This window comes from Pseudomonas sp. 1L-E-NC-VB-C3, from assembly GCF_057291535.1.
Genome location: NZ_JBXAWD010000005.1, coordinates 195,878 through 213,718 on the forward strand (window position 1 = coordinate 195,878; position 17,841 = coordinate 213,718).

Consider the following 17,841-nt stretch of genomic DNA (forward strand, 5'->3'; position numbering starts at 1 on the left):
CTTCTGAATTTCGGACAAACCTTCTGCAGCCGCCATAGAACCGTGTGGGAGCGAGCCTGCTCGCGAATGCGGTCTTCCAGTCAGCACTTCATTGCCTGGTGCAAAGCTTTCGCGAGCAGGCTCGCTCCCACATGGATCTGTTCAAGTTGCCGAGAATTGCGAAGGCGCTACGCCAAGTTCCCGGCGAAACATGTCGCTGAAACTGCTCGGTGAATAACCCAGTTCGCGAGCAATGACGCTCACCGCCACGCCTTGAATCAACGCCGCCACCGCCGTCGCCAACTGCACCTGCCGTCGCCATTCGGCGAAGCCCATGCCGAGGCTGTCCTTGAACAACCGCGCCAGGGTGCGCACGCTGGCCCCGGCGTTTTCCGCATGCTGCTCGAACGGGATCTCCAGCGACGGCGCGGCCATCACCGCCTGACACAGATTCATCAGACGCCGGTCGGACTCGTCCGGCAGTGGAATCTTCAACTGCGAACGCCTGGCCCGGCGCAGTTCCAGCAATGCCAGCCCGACCAGTGCATCGTAATACTCAGCCTCGCCGTCATCGCCCTGCGCCACCAGTCCGACGATCAACTCGCGCAGCAGACCACCGACTTCGATCACCTGCACCGTCGCATCCAGCGTCGCCGCCAGCGCCGGGCGCAGGTAGATATTGCGCATCTGCAAATCCGACACCACCCGAATCCCGTGCGGCACCCCCGGCGGCAACCACACCGCCCGCTGCGGCGGCACCACCAGCGCTTCGTGCGGGGTTTCGACCCACATCACCCCGCTCATCGCATACAGCAACTGCCCCCAGACATGCTCGTGCGGCTCGATGAACAAACCACGCGGATAGGTTCGCGCCAGCGGTTGCACGGGGACATCGGTGTCGGTCAGATCAGGGGGCGCGGCGAGGGCCATGGCGAGCGTTCACAGGGGGTTGGCGAAGCCGCCATGGTAACCAGCACGCCGCGCCCTCGCCAACGATAGATACCGTCGGACAATCCGAATGAATTTTCCCGGCACAGCGCGATCCGTTTAATACCACAGGGAGGAATTCGGGCTTTATGAACAACGCAAAACTTTACGTCATCGACTACACACTGCATGGCACCCCCAAGTCGTTCATTATCCGCTCGGACAAAATGGACAACGCCGAAGCCTGGCATTGGGCAAGCTGCGACGCGGGCGTGGGTCGCATCCCGCGCTTCGGCCGCGAGAAAGTGCAAAAGACCAGCAAACCGATGGCAGAAAAATTCGGCCTGGAAAACGTCACCTGGCGCCAGACCAACTGACCCCACCGCCTCCACCGCAGGCTTGGCAATCGACAGGGGGAATCGACCGATGACCGACACTTATCACACGGCCCGACTGGACTACGGCCTGACCACCTTCTTCGGCCAGATCACCAAAACGGTGAATTGCCAAGTCGCACTGGAAACGGTCGCGGATGACCCTTACCGCTTCACCTTGTGCGTCCAGGCACCGGTACCGGAAGACCTCCACCAAGCCAAGGTTGTGGTGGTCAAGGTCGAAGGGCGAACACTGCAAGGCACGGTGAGGCACTTTGAACGACATGAAGACGACAGTCTGAAAATGGAAGTGGAGCCTGATTAGGCTCCACTTTTTTTGCCCCGCTTATTTCGGATGAGCGCAACCGCAACCCTTCATCGCACACTCTTCACCGTGTTTGTGGTGATGAGCGCAAGCCTCGCAGCAATAGTGTTTACCGTGTACAGCGTAGGAATGTTCGCCTTCTTTGATCGTGCAGTTGCAGCCCGGGCAGTCGCATTTTTTATCGGACATGGGACAGACTCCTTGCGTAGTGGTTGTCTGAGGCTTGAGTGGTAAGCCGTAAGGGACAGTGTAGAAGGTGGTGTTGCAGGCTGACCAACTGTTGAGAGATTGGGCGACGCAGAGATGGCTTTCGCGAGCAGGCTCGCTCCCACCAGAACGACATCGCGCTGCACAGACCTGCACATGACATCAAAAGCCCCTCACCCTAGCCCTCTCCCAAAGGGAGAGGGGACTGATTGGGGAGTGCTTCAAAAGTACACCGACCTGATCGTGCGTCACCGAATCCATAATCGATAAGGTCTTTCAGTTCGCTGTATAACGCGAAACAACTCGGTCGGCTCCCTCTCCCTCGGGAGAGGGCTGGGGTGAGGGGCGAATCCCGGCACAAAACCAAAGCCAGACACCACCCGCTCCTAACCACTCAACACAATGAGCGCAAGCTCGAGTACCGCCCTTGATCTTGCCGTGCCGGCCCCATCGGCAGGCTGAGTGGAGGGATCGGTCCCGGAGCGAAGGAACCCCGAGCCCCAGCGAGCGGGCCGAACGCCGGGGCCAAGCCTTTTGGTTACTTTTTGGCGTCTGAAAAAGTGACCCGCTGTAAGAGCGGAACCGCCAGAAGCAACACCCGCAGCAACGGATATGTACACAGTCAAAAAAATAAAATCACTGCGCCTGCCGCGAACTCCGATACATAAACACCAAAGCCACCGCCAGACACACCATCGCCAACATCCGACTCGGAGACAAGCCGATCGCCGGATTCCCCAACCAGCCAAAATTGTCGATCAACATCCCCATCCCCAACTGCCCGACAATCACCGCCACCGTCGCCACAGCCGTCCCGACCACCGGCACCGCGCCAACCATCACCATCATGTACACCACACCAAACAGCGCCCCGGTCAACTGCCACTTCGGCACCTCAAGCAGACTCACCGCCTGCGCCGGCTCGAAAAACAGAATCAACAACCCGGTCACCACCGCGCCCACCGCAAATGTCAGCAGACTGGAGCGCAGCACACCGACCGTTTCACCCAGACAACCATTGATCGCGGCCTGCACACTCAACACCGCACCGGCCAATACCACCACCGCCAACAAAATCACCAGACCCATCATTCACCCCCGCGCAATCAGAACCAAAGCCACCACAATCAAGCCCAACGCCAGCCAGCGCTCGCCGTTGACCTTCTTGCGCGTCGCGCCGAACCAGCCGAAATGGTCGATCAGCACACTCTTGCCGACCTGACCGGACAAAATCGCAATCATCGTCATGGCAATGCCGATGTGCGGCGTCGCCAGCGTCAGCACCACCACGTAGATCGGCCCGAGAAAACCACCGATCAATTGCCAGCGCGGCAGTTCGGTCAGCGCCGGACCTTTCTGTGGGCCGGCAAACAGCAGGAGCAAAAACAGGATCGCCGAACCCACGCCGAAGATGCTCAAAGTCGCCCACAAATGCCCGACCTGCTCACCCAGCGGCCCGAGCAATCCGGCTTCTACCGACAAGCCCATGCCAGCGAGAATTACCAGTGGCAGCAACAGCAGACGCAACACCGATCTTTTCACCGGTGCAGCAACCACCCCTTCATCCAACGTCTGCATACATAACCTTCCACACTCAAAAACAATGGCGCGGATTATCGGCTGGCGCCGCTGTGCGATAAATGGGAGCATCCGGACAACACTTTTGCGCAACACGCACAGCGAGACACGGCATGCACGGGCTCAAAGAACTCGGATTCAAAGCGTTAAGGCTGTTTGTGGCGGTCCTCGACCACGGCAGTTTTTCCGAAGTCGCCCGCCGCGAAGGGGTCGCGCCCTCCTCCATTTCGCGGCAGATCCAGTTGATGGAACAGGCGCTGAACCAGCAATTGCTCTACCGCCACACCCGCGCCGTCACGCCGACTGAAGCCGGGCGCACGCTCGGCCACCATGCGCGGTTACTGCTGGTGCAATTGGAAGAGGCCGAGCAGGCGTTGCAGGAGCAGCAAAGCGAACCCACCGGACTGGTGCGCATCAACGCCCCGGTGGTGTTCGGCCAACGCCATCTGACGCCCTGGCTGGGCGAGCTCTGCGCGCGCTATCCGAAGCTGCAACTGGATATCCAGCAAACCGACCATTACATCGACCCGCTACAGGAAGGCGCCGACCTGCTGTTTCGCATCGGCGCGCTGCACGATTCGAGCATGCAGGCACGCATTGTGGCGCCGCACCGTTTTCAGGTCGCCGCCAGCCCGGCCTACCTCAAACGCCACGGCACGCCGCAGCACCCGGACGAACTCGCGCAACATCAGTGCCTGGCCTATAAAGGCGCGGCCGGTCAGCAGCGTTGGTTTTTCCGCCGTGATGGCGAGGACTGGACGCCGTACACCGTCAAAGGCCCGATCACCGGCAACCACGCCGACACCCTGACCCAGGCCGCTCAGCAGGGGCTGGGGCTGGTGATGTTTCCGTCGTGGCTGATTGGCGAAGCGGTGCGCGAAGGCACACTGGTGCCGGTGCTGGGGGAATATCAGGTGTCGAACAGCCTGGAACCGCAGCAGATCGCCGTGCTGTGGCCGGGGAGCCGACGGCTGTCGGTGAAGGTGAGGACGGTGATTGATTTTTTTGTCGAGTGCTTTGGCGACATTCCCTATTGGGACAGAGCCTGAAGATCAAGAGCCCCCTCACCCTAGCCCTCTCCCTGAGGGAGAGGGAACCGACCGAGGTGTCCCACCTACTGCATCGACCTGAAAAACCGCGTCGATTATGGATTCAAAGCAGGACTTTCAGGTCGGCGTAATCCCGCAATATTCCCCAATCGGTTCCCTCTCCCTCTGGGAGAGGGCTAGGGTGAGGGGCTTTTCAGGCCATCAGATACGGAACTGCCCCACCAGCTTGCCCAACCGCTGCCCCAGCTCCGCCAGACTGCGCGACGTTTGCGCGCCCAGTTGCGTTTCATCGGCGACGCTGTCCACCGCCACGGCAATCTGATGCACGCTGCGGTTGATCTCTTCGGCCACCGCCGTCTGCTCTTCCGCTGCGCTGGCGATCTGCGCGTTCATCGAGTTGATCGTGGCGATCAACTGCGCCATCGCGTCCAGCGATGCACCGGCCTGATTGGCTTGCTGCGAAGTACCATCGCCGGCCTCGCTGGAACGGCGCATGGCTTCGACCGCCTGCTGCGTACCGGCCTGCAAGCGGTCGATCATGCCCTGGATTTCCTGGGTGCTGATCTGCGTGCGGCTGGCCAGTGCGCGTACTTCGTCCGCAACAACCGCAAAGCCACGCCCGGCCTCACCGGCACGTGCCGCTTCGATCGCGGCGTTGAGCGCCAGCAGGTTGGTCTGTTCGGCAATCGAACGGATCACCCCAAGCACGCCGACAATCGAACTGACGTCCTGCTGCAAGCTGTCCAGCGACACGCCGCTGTTGCGGATGTCGTCGACCAGCGCATGAATCTGCTTGATGCTGCCCGCCACCACGCGCTTGGCGCTCTGGCCTTCTTCGTCGGTCTGCTGAGCGGCGACGGCGGCGTTCTGTGCGCTCTTGGCGACTTCCTGGGCGGCGGCGGACATTTCGTTGATCGCCGTGGCGACCTGATCGGTTTCGTGGCGCTGACGCTCCATGGCCTGATCGGAACGCTGCGCCTGTTCCGAGACCTGGGTGACCAGACCGGTCAGTTGCGTGGTCATCTCGGTGATCTGCCGCACCAGGCCGTGGATCTTGTCGACGAAACGATTGAACGAGCCGGCCAGTTCGCCGAGTTCGTCCTGGCTGGTGATGTTCAGGCGTCGGGTCAGGTCGCCCTCGCCCGCCGCGATATCATCGAGGTTGGCTTTCATCAGGGTCAGCGGGCGCAGAATGGTGTTGGCCAGCAGCATCCCCGCCGCCGCGATCACCAACAGCACCAGCACCGCAACGCCGACGATGCTCAGCACCACGCCTTGCACGCGCTCCTGCACTTGCGCCTCGACCTGCGCCACTTGCGCTTCGATGCCGTCGAGGTTGACCGAGGTACCGACCGCCATGTCCCACTTCGGCAGGTATTCGGTGTAGCCGAGTTTCGGCACCAGCACCTTGGCGTTACCCGGCAGCGGTGAGCTGTATTGCAGATAGTGGGTGCCGTCCTTGGCCACTTTGACCAGGCCGAGGTTGACGTAGACGCCGTTCGGATCGCGGTTGTCCTTGAAGCTTTTGCCCACGCCGTCGGGGTCGTTGGCCTTGAACAGACGCACGGTCTCGGAGTCGTAGCCGAAGAAGTAGCCATCCTTGCCGTAGCGGATGCCCGAGAGCAATTTGATCGCTTGCGCCCGCGCCGCGTCATCGCCCGGTGCGGCGGCGTCGTACAGCGGTTTGATCGTGGTCATGGCCACGGCGACGTAACTTTGCAGGGTGGCCTTGGCGTCGCTGAGCAGCCGCTCGCGGGTCTGTTCGACCTCCTTGCGCGCCTGTTCCTGGAGGATGAACAGCGTGGTCACGCTGATGACCAGCGCAAAGAGCAGCACCGGCAGAACGGCAAGGGACAGGACTTTAGCCTTGAGACTCAGGCGCATCGGGGGACTCACTCTTTTGATTTTGTTGGCGTGGTTAAAGGCTTTAACGGCACGCCGGGGCAAAAGTTGAGTCTTGAAACATCGCCGCCCCCCCTGTGGGAGCGAGCCTGCTCGCGAAAGCGTTGGCTCAGCAACCTGTGTGTCGACTGACACGACGCCTTCGCGAGCAGGCTCGCTCCCACATGGGGCAATTGTGGATTTTTTAGAGAACCATCGCCGCAACCCAGCCAAACACCAGCAGCGGCAGGTTGTAGTGCAGGAAGGTCGGTACGACGGTGTCCCAGATGTGGTGATGCTGGCCGTCGATGTTCAGCCCCGAGGTCGGGCCGAGGGTCGAGTCCGAGGCCGGCGAACCGGCATCGCCCAGCGCACCGGCAGTGCCAACGATGCAGACGATGGCGATCGGGCTGAAGCCCAGTTGCACGCACAACGGCACGAAAATCGCCGCCAGAATCGGCACGGTGGAGAACGACGAACCGATGCCCATGGTCACCAGCAAGCCCACCAGCAGCATCAACAATGCACCCACGCCTTTGCTGTGATTGATCCAGGCCGCCGACGATTCGACCAGCGTCTGCACCTGCCCGGTGGCCTTCATCACTTCGGCAAAACCTGAGGCGGCGATCATGATGAAACCGATCATCGCCATCATCTTCATGCCTTCGGTGAACAGGTCATCGGTCTCGCGCCATTTGACGATGCCCGACACCGAGAAAATCAGGAAGCCGACCAGAGCGCCGATAATCATCGAGTCCAGCAGCAACTGCACCACGAATGCCGAAGCGATGGCCACACCGGCGATCATCAGGCTCAGCGGGTTGTAGTGCACCGCCGTCTGCTCGACCTGTTCGATTTTGGCCAGGTCATAAACGCGCTTCTTGCGGTAGCTGATGAACGCGATCGCCAGTCCGAAAACCATGCCCAGCGCCGGAATGCCCATGGCGTGGGTGACATTGATGCCGCTGATGTCGACACCGCTGCGGGCGACGTTGGCCAGCAGGATTTCGTTGAGGAAGATGTTGCCGAAACCCACCGGCAGAAACATGTACGGGGTGATCAGGCCAAAGGTCATGACGCAGGCGATCAGACGGCGATCGAGTTGCAGCTTGGTCAGTACATATAGAAGTGGCGGCACCAGCAGCGGAATGAACGCGATATGGATCGGCAGGATGTTCTGCGAGGCAATCGCCACCACCCACAGCAGGCCGATCAGCAGCCATTTGACGTTACCGCCGCCGGTTGCGTGCTGCCGATCCACCATCGCCAAAGCCTTGTCGGCCAGCGCATGGGCGAGGCCGGATTTGGCAATCGCCACGGCGAACGCGCCGAGCAAGGCGTAGGACAACGCCACCGTCGCGCCACCGCCCAGCCCGCTGTTGAACGCCTTGAGTGTTGCGTCGATGCCCAGACCGCCGGTCAGGCCACCGACCAGCGCCCCGACGATCAGCGCGATCACCACATGCACGCGCGACAGGCTGAGGATCAGCATGACGCCGACGGCTGCTATGACTGCATTCATTTCACTACCTCAAAAAACACTGCGGGTGAAAACACACCGCCAGACAGGATGAGTCCGCCCGGGGTTGGCCGGCGGAGGTGTACAGAGGGTCTTGTTAGAGGGCGCGCACTGTGCCGCAGAGTGGCGGCGCTGTCAAAGCTCTGTGGCGAGGGGATTTATCCCCGTTGGGTGGCGAAGCCGCCCCCGGCAAACTTTAAATCAACCCTGTACGCAGGTGTCACGACTGCTTCGCAGCCGAACGGGGATAAATCCCCTCGCCACAGGACTACAGGACCACAGGACCACAGGCCCCGCATGCGGCAATCGGTCATATTGCGCTCACGGCATAAAGAAAGCCGAAACGCGGCCGCTACAGTGCAAAGTCTCAGATATTTATCGGATAAGGATGTTTTCCATGTCGCTCAGACAACTTTCCATCCAGTGGAAAATCACCCTGCTCGCCGGCCTCTGCCTGGCCGGTATCGTGACCCTGTTGGTCGGTCTTTCGCTGTATCGCATGGAACACAGCTCGGCGCTGGTCAAGGCCTCGAGCATGGAGATGCTCACCGAGTCGGCGCAGGCGCGGATCGAATCGCAAGGTGAAGTGCAGGCCGCCGGCATTCGTCAGCAATTCATGGACGCCTATCAGTACGGCCACGGTTTCTCGCGGCAGGTACTGTTTTTGCGTGAGCAGGCCGAGAAGCGCTTTCTCGATGCCTTCGACCTGCGCGAGGACATGACCCGTCAGGTCAAATCCGCGCTGCAAGCCAACCCGGACCTGCTCGGCCTGTCGCTGGTGTTCGAAGCCAATGCGCTGGACGGCAAGGACGAACTGTTCGCCGATCAGGCTGAGCTGGGCAGCAACGACAAGGGCCGTTTTGCCCTGTACTGGTCGCAGCCGACCCCGGGCAAAGTCACTTCGATGGCGCTGCCGGAAAGCGACATGAGCGACACCAGCACCGGCCCCAGCGGTCAGGCCGCCAACGCTTGGTTCACCTGCCCGCGCACCACGCTCAAACCGTGTGTGATCGAGCCGTACTTCTATGTCATCGACGGCCACAAAGTGCTGATGACCAGCATCGTCTTCCCGCTGCAGGTCAACGGCAAAGTCATCGCCTCGCTGTCGGTCGACATCAACCTCAACAGCCTGCAAGCGATCAGCCAGAACGCCAGCCGCAAGCTGTATGACGGTCAGACCGCCGTGAGTATCGTCAGCCCCGCCGGCCTGCTCGCCGGTTACAGCCCGGATGCCGGCAAACTCAGCCAGCGCCTGGATGCGGTGGATCAGGCCAGCGGCAGCGAGTTGCTGCGCCTGCTCGCCGCGAGCACTGGCGTGAGCAGCCTGCACAGCAACGGCCAGTTGAAAGTGCTGTCGCCGTTCCAGCCGATTCCCGACGGACCGGCATGGGGCGTGTTGCTCGATGTGCCGGAGAAAGTCCTGGTCAGCCGCGCCGAAGCGCTCAAGCAGCAACTGGATGCGAGCAATACCTCGGGCACGCTGATCGAATTGAGCCTGGGCCTGCTCGCCGCGCTGATCGGCCTGCTGCTGGTGTGGCTGATGGCGCGCAGCGTGACCAAGCCGATTCTCGGTGTGGCGCACATGCTTGAAGACATCGCCAGCGGCGAAGGCGACCTGACCCGGCGTCTGGCCTATGACAAGCAGGACGAACTGGGCCAATTGGCCGGTTGGTTCAACAAGTTCCTCGACAAGTTGCAGCCGATCATTGCCGAGGTAAAACGCTCGGTGCAGGACGCGCGCAACACTGCCGACCAGTCCTCGGCCATCGCCACTCAGACCAGCGCCGGCATGGAGCAGCAATATCGCCAGGTCGATCAGGTCGCCACCGCGTCCCACGAAATGAGCGCCACCGCCCAGGACGTCGCGCGCAGTGCCGCCCAGGCCGCCGAAGCAGCCAAAGACGCCGACCGCGCCACCCGCCAGGGTCTGACCGTGATCGACCACACCACCGCGAGCATCGACACCCTCGCCGCCGACATGAGCGCCGCGATGGTTCAGGTCGAGGGCCTGGCCGCCAACAGCGAGAAAATCGGCACGGTGCTGGAAACCATCCGCGCCATCGCCGAGCAGACCAACCTGCTCGCACTCAACGCCGCCATCGAAGCCGCCCGTGCCGGTGAAGCCGGACGCGGTTTTGCTGTGGTCGCCGATGAAGTGCGCAACCTCGCGCGCCGCACTCAGGAGTCGGTGGAGGAAACCCGCCAGGTCATCGAGCAATTGCAGAACGGCACGCAGGAAGTGGTCGGTGCGATGGGCAACAGCCATCGTCAGGCCCAGGGCAGTGTCGAGCAGGTTGGTCAAGCGGTGACGGCGCTGCGGCAGATCGGCGATGCGGTGACGGTGATCAGCGACATGAACCTGCAAATCGCCAGTGCCGCCGAAGAGCAGAGCGCAGTGGCTGAGGAGATCAACAACAACGTGGCGACGATTCGCGATGTGACCGAGTCGCTGTCCGGGCAGGCCAATGAATCGGCGCGCGTGAGCCAGTCGCTCAACAGCCTGGCGAATCAGCAACAGCGGTTGATGGATCAGTTTCGCGTTTGATGCACAAGTGCGGGGTGTCAGTTCCAATCCCCCCTCACCCCAGCCCTCTCCCCCCAAGGGGGCGAGGGGGAAAGGGAGCCGATCTTCATGCCATTCAAGTCCTGAGTTCGACTCGGATTTCAAGTGGGTGAATCTCTCAAGAACAACACAATCAGTCCCCTCTCCCTCTGGGAGAGGGTTAGGGTGAGGGGCTTTTCAGGGGCTCACCGCCGAGGCAGTTCAATCACCACTTTCAACCCGCCCCACTCGCTTTCGCCCAGCACCAGCAAGCCACCCCACGTTTCGACAATATCCCGCACGATCCCAAGGCCGAGCCCATGCCCGTGGGTCTGCTCATCCAGCCGCGTGCCACGGCTGAACACCTGAGTGCGCTGCTCTTCGGGAATCCCTGGCCCATCATCTTCCACGCTCAGGGCAAAGCCGTCAGACCTTTCGATCACACTCAAGCGCACCTCGGCATCGGCCCATTTGCAGGCGTTGTCGAGCAGGTTACCGAGCAGTTCGAGCAAGTCCTCGCGGTCCCACGGCAGTTGCAAACCCGGCGGTGCGACGTAGCTCAAGGCCAGATGCTCGCCGTGAATCATGTTCAAGGTCGCCAGCAACCCTGGCAGCTCGGCATCGCAATCGAACAACGCGCCGGGCAGCGCATCCCCCGACAACCGCGCGCGATTGAGTTCGCGATTGAGGCGCTGCTGCACCTGCTCCAGTTGTTCCTTGAGGATCCTGCGCAGCTCGGGATGGTCATCGAGCTTGTCGCTGGAGGCCAGGCTGAGCAGCACCGCCAACGGGGTTTTCAGCGCGTGGCCAAGGTTGCCCAAGGCATTGCGCGAGCGCTTGAGGCTGTCTTCGGTGTGGGCGAGCAAATGGTTGATCTGCGCCACCAGCGGTTCCAGCTCCACCGGCACCTGATCGTCGAGTTGCGAGCGCTGGCCCTGCTGCAACTGAGCGATCTGCTCGCGCGCGCGTTCCAGCGGTTTAAGGGCGCGGCGTACGGTCAGGCGTTGCAGGAACAGGATCAACAGCAACGCCGCCAGCCCCAGACCGAGGCCGATCTGGCGCATGCGCTGGAAACTGTCGCTGACCGGCGTGTAATCCTGGGCGACGCTGATCGAGATCGACTGACCCAGGCGTCGATAGTCCGAGCGCAATATCAACAAGCGTTGCCCGTCCGGGCCAAGTTGCAGATTGCTGTGCAGCCCCGGGTGTTGCAGCAGCGGCAGTTCCTGATCCCACAGCGAGCGCGAACGCCAGTGGCTGTCGGAGAAATCGATGCGAAAGTAGTGCCCGGAAAACGGCCGCTGATAGGCCGGCGACAGATGCCGCTCATCCAGCTGCAAACCTTGCGGGCCGCGCACCAGCGCTACCAGCAGGCTTTCGCTGTCGTTGCGCAGGCCGGCTTCGAGGTAGCGCTGCAAACCGACTTCGAACAACCACAGGCTGGTTTGCGCCAGTACCAGACCGACGATCACCATCACACTGATCAAACCCAGGCTCAAACGGCGCTGGATTGATCTCATGAAGCTTGTCCGCCGAACAGGTATCCCTGACCGCGACGGGTTTCGATCACGCTTTTGCCGAGCTTGCGCCGCAGGTGATTGACGTGGACTTCGAGGACGTTGGAGTCACGCTCGGTCTCACCGTCGTAGAGGTGTTCGGCGAGGTGGCTTTTCGAGAGGATCTGCTCGGGATGCAGCATGAAATAGCGCAGCAGGCGGAATTCAGCGGCGGTCAGCTGGATGTCGGCGCCGTCGCGAACCACGCACTGGCGGCCTTCGTCCAGATGCAGGCCGGCGGCTTGCAGGGTCGGCTGGTTGGCCTGGCCCTTGGAGCGGCGCAGCAGCGATTGAATGCGCAGGTACAGTTCTTCCGGGTGGAACGGTTTGGTCAGGTAATCGTCAGCGCCGGCCTTCAGCCCTTCGATGCGCTCGGCCCAGGAGTCGCGCGCGGTAAGGATCAGCACCGGAATCGCCAGACCGGCCGCGCGCCACTGCGCCAGCACGTCCAGCCCCGGCACGCCGGGCAGGCCGAGGTCGAGGATGATCAGGTCATAGGGCTCGCTGCTGCCCTGATACACCGCGTCACGACCATCGGCCAGCCAATCCACCGCGTAGCCTTGGCGCTGCAGGCCGGCGAGCAATTCGTCGGCCAGCGGTACATGGTCTTCCACCAGAAGCAAACGCATCGATCAATCTTCCTTGTCTTTGACTAACTCGCCGGTATCGGCCTTCAGGTGCAGCTCGCGCGCCACGCCCTCGACCGTCAGCAATTCGACTTCGTAAATGTACACGTCGTGTTTTTCTTCCAGCTCGACTTCCAGCAGTTTGGCGCCGGGGTAGCGATCCATGGCCTGCTGCAGCACTTGCTCCAGCGGCAGGATCACACCATCGCGACGCAGGGCCAGCGCCTCGTCCTGATCGAGGTCGCGAGCCATGGCCGTACTGCACAACAACACCAGCGCCAGCGCCGTCAGGCGGGTGGCGCGACTATTCAGCTTCATTACGTATCCTGATGATCCCTGAGCACTTCACCATCGACCGCGTTCAACTCCAGATCCCACTTCAGCCCTTTCGGGTCGCGCAGTTCGATCTGGTAAATGAACTTGCCGTACTCTTCCTCCAGCTCGGTCTCGGTGATTTCCGAACCGGGGTGTTTTTCCAGCGCGATGGCGTTGAGCTTCTCGAAGGAGACGATAGTACCAGCGTCGCGCAAACGAAGCGCTTCGTCAGGCCCGAGATCGCGCGCCAGCGCAGTGTTGGCGCCAAGGCCGAGGATCGAGGCAGTGGTCAGGGCAGTCAGGGTTTTCATGGTGTCTCCGAATTCTTATATGTTGCTTACGGTGGGCACCATAGCGAGGTCAACTTAACTGAAACTGAATGGCCATCATTGTGCCCCATTGCTGGCAAGCTCCCCTGTGGGAGCGAGCCTGCTCGCGAAGGCGCAGTGTCAGCTGCAACGATGTTTCTGACCCACCGCTTTCGCGAGCAGGCTTGCTCCCACAGTGGTTTGCGTCTGCCCCCCTTGTGGGGCAGGCTCACTCCGACATGGGCCTGCAACATGTGCTTATAATCGCCAGCTTGCTAACGATCGAGACCGGTATGACCGCCATCCACATCAAGTTTCCCGCCCTCACCCTCAAGGCCGGCCCACGGGCCATGGCGCGCATTCGTGCGCAGGGTTTACACGCCGCGGACGTCGGCACCCTGCCCGGTGCAGCCGGTGGGCCGAAGGCGTTGGGGATTCAGGGGCTCGATCTGGCGTTGTTCGGCGAGTGGCTGCCGGATGCGCCGCGTGAGCGTTCGCTGATCGGCGCCTCGGTGGGTTCCTGGCGCTTCGCCAGCGCCTGCCTGCCGGACGCCGCCGAAGGCATTCGCCGCCTCGGTGAGCTGTACGCCGAGCAGCATTTCAACAAAGGCGTGAGCATGGCCGAGATCAGTCAAAGCTCGCAGCGCATGCTCAATGACCTGCTCGACGGCCGCGATGCGAGCATCCTCGAGAACGCCGATTACCGCTTGAACATCATGGTGGTGAAAAGCCAGGGCCGGCTCGCCGAAGACCATCGCGGACGCCTCGGTCTGGCGCTGGGTTCGGTGATCGCCGACAACCTGCGCGGCCGTGCACGGCTGTCGCGACACTTTGAGCGGCTGATCATCCACGATCCACGCCTGGCGCCGCCGCTTGATGCCTTGACCGATTTCCCCTCGCGTTTCGTTGCGCTCAATACCGGCAACCTGCGCCAGGCCCTGCTCGCTTCCGGGTCGATTCCGATGGTCATGGAAGGCGTGCGCGACCTGCCCGGCGCCGGCGCGGGTACGTTCCGTGACGGCGGTTTGCTCGACTACCACCTCGACCTGCCCTACAGCGGCGACGGCATCGTGCTTTATCCGCACTTCACCGATCGGGTGATTCCCGGCTGGTTCGACAAGACCCTGCCATGGCGCCGCGCTTCGGTGCAGCGTCTGCAGGATGTGCTGCTGGTCGCGCCATCGAAGGAATATCTGGCGCGCCTGCCCTACGGCAAACTGCCCGATCGAAATGACTTCAAACGCTTTATGGGCGATGCGCCGAGCCGGCAGAAATACTGGCACGCGGCGATGGACGAGAGCCGGCGACTGGGTGACGAATTCCTCGAGCTGACGGCCAACGGTCGCCTCGCCGACCGCTTGCTGACCCTTTAGTCAGCACGGCCAAAGACAAGCTGATAAACTCGCCGCCTGCCCGAATCGCTGCGGCGAACGCCATCTGAACAGAGCCGAAAATACCGTGGAAATCTTCAAAGAGTTTACTTTCGAATCCGCCCACCGCCTGCCGCACGTCCCGGACGGCCACAAGTGCGGCCGCCTGCACGGCCACTCATTCAAGGTCGCGCTGCACCTGAGCGGCGACCTCGATCCGCACACTGGCTGGATTCGCGATTTCTCCGAGATCAAAGCGATTTTCAAGCCGCTGTATGAGCGCCTCGACCACAACTACCTGAACGACATTCCTGGCCTGGAAAACCCGACCAGCGAAGTGCTGGCCAAATTCATCTGGAATGAGATGAAGCCGTTGTTGCCGGAACTCAGCGCGATCCGCATTCATGAGACGTGCACCAGCGGCTGCATCTATCGCGGCGAATAAGCAACAGATCTCCCCGCCCCTGTGGGAGCGAGCCTGCTCGCGAAAGCGTCGTTCCAGTCAATTTATTCGGTGACTGACACTCCGTATTCGCGAGCAGGCTCGCTCCCACATTGGGCTCCTGGTGCTTTCAGTGCACTGCTTTTGCGCTGAAAACCCCAGTCGCGTCTCCACATTCGGTCACTTGCGCCGCTTGGCACGACCGCTGCAACCCTTCTGCGTCTTCCCCTTCCAGCAAGGACTGCCCCATGACGCAGAACGCCTCCGGCAACGATTACCCGCTCAGTGAAGTCCCCATGCACGCGCGCAAAGGCCTGGCCTCGACGGCGATGGTGTTACTGGGCTTCACGTTTTTCACTGCGACCATGTTTGCCGGCGGCAAGCTCGGGGTTGCGTTCGGTTTCGCCGAGATGATGGTGGTGATCATTGTTGGCAATCTGCTGCTGGGCCTTTACGCCGCAGGGCTGGGTTACATCGCCTTCAAGAGCGGCCTCAATTCGGTGCTGATGGGGCGTTTCTGTTTTGGCGAGGTCGGCAGCAAGCTCAGCGATCTGATTCTCGGCTTCACCCAGATTGGTTGGTACGCGTGGGGCACGGCGACGGCGGCGGTGGTGATCGGCAAGTATTTCAATCTCGATGAAACCACCGTGCTGGTCCTGATGGTGCTGTTCGGCCTCGGCTTCTGCGCTACGGCGTACATCGGTTATCGCGGACTGGAGATTCTCTCGTACATCGCGGTGCCGGCGATGATGTTGCTGCTGATGCTGTCGATGTGGGCAGCGACCGTGAAAGTCGGCGGCTTCGAAGGCTTGCTCAGCGTGGTGCCGAGCGGTTCGCTGGACTGGTCGACAGCGATCACCCTGGTGTTCGGCACCTTCGTCAGCGGCGCAACGCAAGCCACCAACTGGACGCGATTTTCGCGCTCGGCAAAAGTCGCGGTGCTGGCCAGCCTGATCGGTTTTTTCATCGGCAACGGGCTGATGGTGCTGATCGGCGCGTACGGCGCGATCGTCTATCAACAGCCGGATGTGGTTGAAGTGCTGCTGTTGCAGGGCTTCGCCATGGCCGCGATGGCCATGCTGTTGCTGAACATCTGGAGCACTCAGGACAACACCATCTACAACTTCGCCGTGGCCGGCTGCAACCTGCTGCGCACCGGGCGGCGCAAGACCGTGACCCTCGGTGGCGCGGTGATCGGCACTCTGCTCGCCCTGCTGGGCATGTACGACATGCTGGTGCCGTATCTCATCCTGCTCGGCACGGTGATTCCGCCGATTGGCGGGGTGATCATGGCTGACTTTTTCTATCGCTGGCGCGGGCACTATCCGCGTCTGGCCGACGCACGGTTGCCAGCGTTCAACTGGCCGGGCCTCGGGGCCTACGGGGTCGGAACCGTCGCTGCGTTCAGCTCGCCCTGGGTCGCGCCGCTGGTAGGCATTGCCGCTGCCGCGCTAACGTATGTCATCGTCACCGGTGTGCTGGGCGCACGTCGCGTCAGCGCACCACTACAAGACCTATAAAAAGGATTTGCCTGATGCACATCATCAACGCCCGCCTGCGCAACCAGGAAGGCCTGCACGAATTGCACCTCGAAGACGGCCTGATCCACAGCATCGCCCGTCAGACCGAAGCGCCGACCCTCGGCGCGGATGACCTCGATGCCGGCGGCAATCTGGTGGTGCCGCCCTTCGTCGAGCCGCACATCCACCTCGACGCCACCCTCACCGCCGGCGAGCCGCGCTGGAACATGAGCGGCACGCTGTTCGAAGGCATTGAATGCTGGGGCGAGCGCAAAGTCACCATCACCGAAGAAGACACCAAGACCCGCGCCAAGAAGACCATTCAGGCCCTGGCCGCCCACGGCATTCAGCACGTGCGCACCCACGTCGACGTCACCGACCCGCAACTCACCGCGCTCAAGGCCATGCTCGAAGTGCGCCAGGAAAGCCGTCACCTGATCGATCTGCAAATCGTCGCGTTCCCGCAGGAAGGCATCGAGTCGTTCCGCAACGGTCGCGAGCTGATGGAAGAAGCGATCCGCATGGGCGCCGACGTGGTCGGCGGCATTCCGCATTTCGAATACACCCGCGATCAGGGCGTCAGCTCGGTGAAGTTCCTCATGGACCTGGCCGAGCGTACCGGCTGCCTGGTCGACGTGCACTGCGACGAGACTGACGATCCGCATTCACGTTTCCTCGAAGTGCTTGCCGAAGAAGCACGCAGCCGCGACATGGGCGCCCGCGTCACCGCCAGCCACACCACGGCGATGGGTTCTTATGACAATGCCTACTGCGCCAAACTGTTCCGCCTGCTCGGCCATTCCGGCATCAGCTTTGTTTCCTGCCCGACCGAAAGCATTCATCTGCAAGGACGTTTCGACAACTTCCCGAAACGCCGGGGCGTGACCCGCGTCAACGAACTGCTCGAAGCCGGCATGAACGTGTGTTTCGGTCAGGATTCGATCGTCGACCCGTGGTATCCGCTGGGTAACGGCAACATCCTGCGCGTGCTTGAAGCGGGTTTGCACATCTGCCACATGCTCGGTTATCGCAACCTGCAAAGCGCGCTGGATCTGGTCACCGACAACAGCGCCAAAGCCATGCACCTGGGCGAGCGTTACGGACTCGAACAGGGCCGCCCGGCGAACCTGCTGATTCTCTCGGCGGACAGCGACTACGAAGTGATCCGCAGCCAAGGCCTGCCGCTGTATTCGATTCGCGGCGGCAAGGTGTTGATGAAGCGGCAGATGCCGGTGGTGGAGTTCAGTTGAGATTGCGCTGGGGCTGATGGCCTCATCGCTGGCAAGCCAGGCTCCCACAGGTTTTGTGTTGAGCACATGATTG

18 protein-coding genes and 2 pseudogenes are annotated in these 17,841 nt (G+C 61.7%); 9 read left to right on the forward strand and 11 right to left on the reverse strand.

Features of this window, described 5'->3' with window-relative positions:
- Window positions 1–141 precede the first annotated feature (141 nt).
- Complete coding sequence (locus AC0Z5Z_RS10745) at window positions 142–909, reverse strand: AraC family transcriptional regulator (RefSeq protein ID WP_423662309.1); 768 nt, start codon at window positions 907–909, stop codon at window positions 142–144.
- A gap of 146 nt (window positions 910–1,055) precedes the next feature.
- Here AC0Z5Z_RS10745 and AC0Z5Z_RS10750 point away from each other — a divergent pair, with 146 nt between their 5' ends.
- The gene (locus tag AC0Z5Z_RS10750) at window positions 1,056–1,283 is read left to right on the forward strand and encodes a DUF6555 family protein (RefSeq protein ID WP_016775403.1); all 228 of its coding nucleotides are present in this window, start codon (window positions 1,056–1,058) and stop codon (window positions 1,281–1,283) included.
- Between the two features lie 49 nt (window positions 1,284–1,332).
- Window positions 1,333–1,605 (forward strand): hypothetical protein, encoded by a 273-nt coding sequence (locus tag AC0Z5Z_RS10755; protein WP_252867926.1) that lies wholly within the window; start codon window positions 1,333–1,335, stop codon window positions 1,603–1,605.
- A 21-nt stretch (window positions 1,606–1,626) separates the two neighbouring features.
- Here AC0Z5Z_RS10755 and AC0Z5Z_RS10760 read toward each other — a convergent pair whose 3' ends face one another.
- The 3 genes from AC0Z5Z_RS10760 to AC0Z5Z_RS10770 all read right to left on the reverse strand — a co-directional run bounded on the left by AC0Z5Z_RS10760 (window position 1,627) and on the right by AC0Z5Z_RS10770 (window position 3,390).
- Window positions 1,627–1,794: a metallothionein gene (locus AC0Z5Z_RS10760; RefSeq protein ID WP_016775405.1), complete on the reverse strand. Its 168-nt coding sequence runs from the start codon at window positions 1,792–1,794 to the stop codon at window positions 1,627–1,629.
- A gap of 654 nt (window positions 1,795–2,448) precedes the next feature.
- Window positions 2,449–2,901, reverse strand: coding sequence for a DMT family transporter (locus AC0Z5Z_RS10765; protein ID WP_252886478.1), 453 nt, complete (start codon window positions 2,899–2,901; stop codon window positions 2,449–2,451).
- 3 nt (window positions 2,902–2,904) lie between these two features.
- Window positions 2,905–3,390 (reverse strand): DMT family transporter, encoded by a 486-nt coding sequence (locus tag AC0Z5Z_RS10770; RefSeq protein WP_016775407.1) that lies wholly within the window; start codon window positions 3,388–3,390, stop codon window positions 2,905–2,907.
- A gap of 113 nt (window positions 3,391–3,503) precedes the next feature.
- Between AC0Z5Z_RS10770 and AC0Z5Z_RS10775 the strand changes: the two genes are divergently transcribed.
- The gene (locus AC0Z5Z_RS10775; RefSeq protein WP_485611040.1) at window positions 3,504–4,439 is read left to right on the forward strand and encodes a LysR family transcriptional regulator; all 936 of its coding nucleotides are present in this window, start codon (window positions 3,504–3,506) and stop codon (window positions 4,437–4,439) included.
- Between the two features lie 201 nt (window positions 4,440–4,640).
- Here the strand turns inward: AC0Z5Z_RS10775 and AC0Z5Z_RS10780 are convergent, their stop codons facing one another.
- The 3 genes and pseudogenes from AC0Z5Z_RS10780 to AC0Z5Z_RS10790 all read right to left on the reverse strand — a co-directional run bounded on the left by AC0Z5Z_RS10780 (window position 4,641) and on the right by AC0Z5Z_RS10790 (window position 7,842).
- Window positions 4,641–5,462: a methyl-accepting chemotaxis protein gene (locus tag AC0Z5Z_RS10780; RefSeq protein WP_370695145.1), complete on the reverse strand. Its 822-nt coding sequence runs from the start codon at window positions 5,460–5,462 to the stop codon at window positions 4,641–4,643.
- 36 nt (window positions 5,463–5,498) lie between these two features.
- Window positions 5,499–6,323 (reverse strand): annotated as a pseudogene (locus AC0Z5Z_RS10785) (cache domain-containing protein); the annotation flags it as partial.
- A gap of 202 nt (window positions 6,324–6,525) precedes the next feature.
- Window positions 6,526–7,842 (reverse strand): Na+/H+ antiporter family protein, encoded by a 1,317-nt coding sequence (locus AC0Z5Z_RS10790; RefSeq protein WP_056791374.1) that lies wholly within the window; start codon window positions 7,840–7,842, stop codon window positions 6,526–6,528.
- A gap of 1,537 nt (window positions 7,843–9,379) precedes the next feature.
- On the opposite strand from AC0Z5Z_RS10790, the pseudogene AC0Z5Z_RS10795 reads away from it, so the two are divergent.
- Both AC0Z5Z_RS10795 and AC0Z5Z_RS10800 read left to right on the forward strand, forming a co-directional pair.
- Window positions 9,380–9,526 (forward strand): annotated as a pseudogene (locus AC0Z5Z_RS10795) (HAMP domain-containing protein); the annotation flags it as partial.
- Window positions 9,527–9,628: 102 nt separating this feature from the next.
- Window positions 9,629–10,384 (forward strand): methyl-accepting chemotaxis protein, encoded by a 756-nt coding sequence (locus tag AC0Z5Z_RS10800; protein ID WP_370593523.1) that lies wholly within the window; start codon window positions 9,629–9,631, stop codon window positions 10,382–10,384.
- 203 nt (window positions 10,385–10,587) lie between these two features.
- Here the strand turns inward: AC0Z5Z_RS10800 and AC0Z5Z_RS10805 are convergent, their stop codons facing one another.
- Genes AC0Z5Z_RS10805 through AC0Z5Z_RS10820 form a run of 4 tightly spaced genes read right to left on the reverse strand, consistent with a single transcriptional unit; the run spans window position 10,588 to window position 13,189 of the window.
- A complete protein-coding gene (locus tag AC0Z5Z_RS10805) occupies window positions 10,588–11,901 on the reverse strand; it encodes a sensor histidine kinase (protein ID WP_485611041.1) in 1,314 nt (437 codons plus the stop codon).
- Entirely contained in the window at window positions 11,898–12,566 is a 669-nt protein-coding gene (locus AC0Z5Z_RS10810) for a response regulator transcription factor (protein ID WP_016775412.1), read from the reverse strand. The genes AC0Z5Z_RS10805 and AC0Z5Z_RS10810 overlap by 4 nt, the downstream gene beginning before the upstream one ends.
- Before the next feature lie 3 nt (window positions 12,567–12,569).
- On the reverse strand, window positions 12,570–12,881 hold the full coding sequence (locus AC0Z5Z_RS10815; protein WP_016775413.1) for a PepSY domain-containing protein: 312 nt from the start codon (window positions 12,879–12,881) through the stop codon (window positions 12,570–12,572).
- Window positions 12,881–13,189 (reverse strand): PepSY domain-containing protein, encoded by a 309-nt coding sequence (locus AC0Z5Z_RS10820; protein WP_016775414.1) that lies wholly within the window; start codon window positions 13,187–13,189, stop codon window positions 12,881–12,883. The genes AC0Z5Z_RS10815 and AC0Z5Z_RS10820 overlap by 1 nt, the downstream gene beginning before the upstream one ends.
- A gap of 290 nt (window positions 13,190–13,479) precedes the next feature.
- Between AC0Z5Z_RS10820 and AC0Z5Z_RS10825 the strand changes: the two genes are divergently transcribed.
- The 4 genes from AC0Z5Z_RS10825 to codA all read left to right on the forward strand — a co-directional run bounded on the left by AC0Z5Z_RS10825 (window position 13,480) and on the right by codA (window position 17,768).
- Window positions 13,480–14,559, forward strand: coding sequence for a patatin-like phospholipase family protein (locus AC0Z5Z_RS10825; RefSeq protein ID WP_485611042.1), 1,080 nt, complete (start codon window positions 13,480–13,482; stop codon window positions 14,557–14,559).
- A gap of 85 nt (window positions 14,560–14,644) precedes the next feature.
- The gene (queD, locus tag AC0Z5Z_RS10830; RefSeq protein WP_007915588.1) at window positions 14,645–15,001 is read left to right on the forward strand and encodes a 6-carboxytetrahydropterin synthase QueD; all 357 of its coding nucleotides are present in this window, start codon (window positions 14,645–14,647) and stop codon (window positions 14,999–15,001) included.
- A gap of 245 nt (window positions 15,002–15,246) precedes the next feature.
- A complete protein-coding gene (codB, locus tag AC0Z5Z_RS10835; protein ID WP_423662316.1) occupies window positions 15,247–16,518 on the forward strand; it encodes a cytosine permease in 1,272 nt (423 codons plus the stop codon).
- Between the two features lie 14 nt (window positions 16,519–16,532).
- Entirely contained in the window at window positions 16,533–17,768 is a 1,236-nt protein-coding gene (codA, locus tag AC0Z5Z_RS10840) for a cytosine deaminase (RefSeq protein WP_460068226.1), read from the forward strand.
- The last annotated feature ends 73 nt before the right edge of the window (window positions 17,769–17,841 follow it).

Bases quoted from the DNA above. Each gene is read 5' to 3' on its own strand.
- AC0Z5Z_RS10770 (WP_016775407.1), bottom strand. From the start codon at position 3,390: ATGCAGACGTTGGATGAAGGGGTGGTTGCTGCACCGGTGAAAAGATCG.
- AC0Z5Z_RS10745 (WP_423662309.1), bottom strand. From the start codon at position 909: ATGGCCCTCGCCGCGCCCCCTGATCTGACCGACACCGATGTCCCCGTG.
- AC0Z5Z_RS10765 (WP_252886478.1), bottom strand. From the start codon at position 2,901: ATGGGTCTGGTGATTTTGTTGGCGGTGGTGGTATTGGCCGGTGCGGTG.
- AC0Z5Z_RS10800 (WP_370593523.1), top strand. From the start codon at position 9,629: ATGGAGCAGCAATATCGCCAGGTCGATCAGGTCGCCACCGCGTCCCAC.
- AC0Z5Z_RS10780 (WP_370695145.1), bottom strand. From the start codon at position 5,462: ATGACCACGCAACTGACCGGTCTGGTCACCCAGGTCTCGGAACAGGCG.
- AC0Z5Z_RS10775 (WP_485611040.1), top strand. From the start codon at position 3,504: ATGCACGGGCTCAAAGAACTCGGATTCAAAGCGTTAAGGCTGTTTGTG.
- AC0Z5Z_RS10805 (WP_485611041.1), bottom strand. From the start codon at position 11,901: ATGAGATCAATCCAGCGCCGTTTGAGCCTGGGTTTGATCAGTGTGATG.
- AC0Z5Z_RS10820 (WP_016775414.1), bottom strand. From the start codon at position 13,189: ATGAAAACCCTGACTGCCCTGACCACTGCCTCGATCCTCGGCCTTGGC.
- codB (WP_423662316.1), top strand. From the start codon at position 15,247: ATGACGCAGAACGCCTCCGGCAACGATTACCCGCTCAGTGAAGTCCCC.
- codA (WP_460068226.1), top strand. From the start codon at position 16,533: ATGCACATCATCAACGCCCGCCTGCGCAACCAGGAAGGCCTGCACGAA.
- AC0Z5Z_RS10790 (WP_056791374.1), bottom strand. From the start codon at position 7,842: ATGAATGCAGTCATAGCAGCCGTCGGCGTCATGCTGATCCTCAGCCTG.
- AC0Z5Z_RS10815 (WP_016775413.1), bottom strand. From the start codon at position 12,881: ATGAAGCTGAATAGTCGCGCCACCCGCCTGACGGCGCTGGCGCTGGTG.
- AC0Z5Z_RS10810 (WP_016775412.1), bottom strand. From the start codon at position 12,566: ATGCGTTTGCTTCTGGTGGAAGACCATGTACCGCTGGCCGACGAATTG.
- AC0Z5Z_RS10755 (WP_252867926.1), top strand. From the start codon at position 1,333: ATGACCGACACTTATCACACGGCCCGACTGGACTACGGCCTGACCACC.
- AC0Z5Z_RS10825 (WP_485611042.1), top strand. From the start codon at position 13,480: ATGACCGCCATCCACATCAAGTTTCCCGCCCTCACCCTCAAGGCCGGC.
- AC0Z5Z_RS10760 (WP_016775405.1), bottom strand. From the start codon at position 1,794: ATGTCCGATAAAAAATGCGACTGCCCGGGCTGCAACTGCACGATCAAA.
- AC0Z5Z_RS10750 (WP_016775403.1), top strand. From the start codon at position 1,056: ATGAACAACGCAAAACTTTACGTCATCGACTACACACTGCATGGCACC.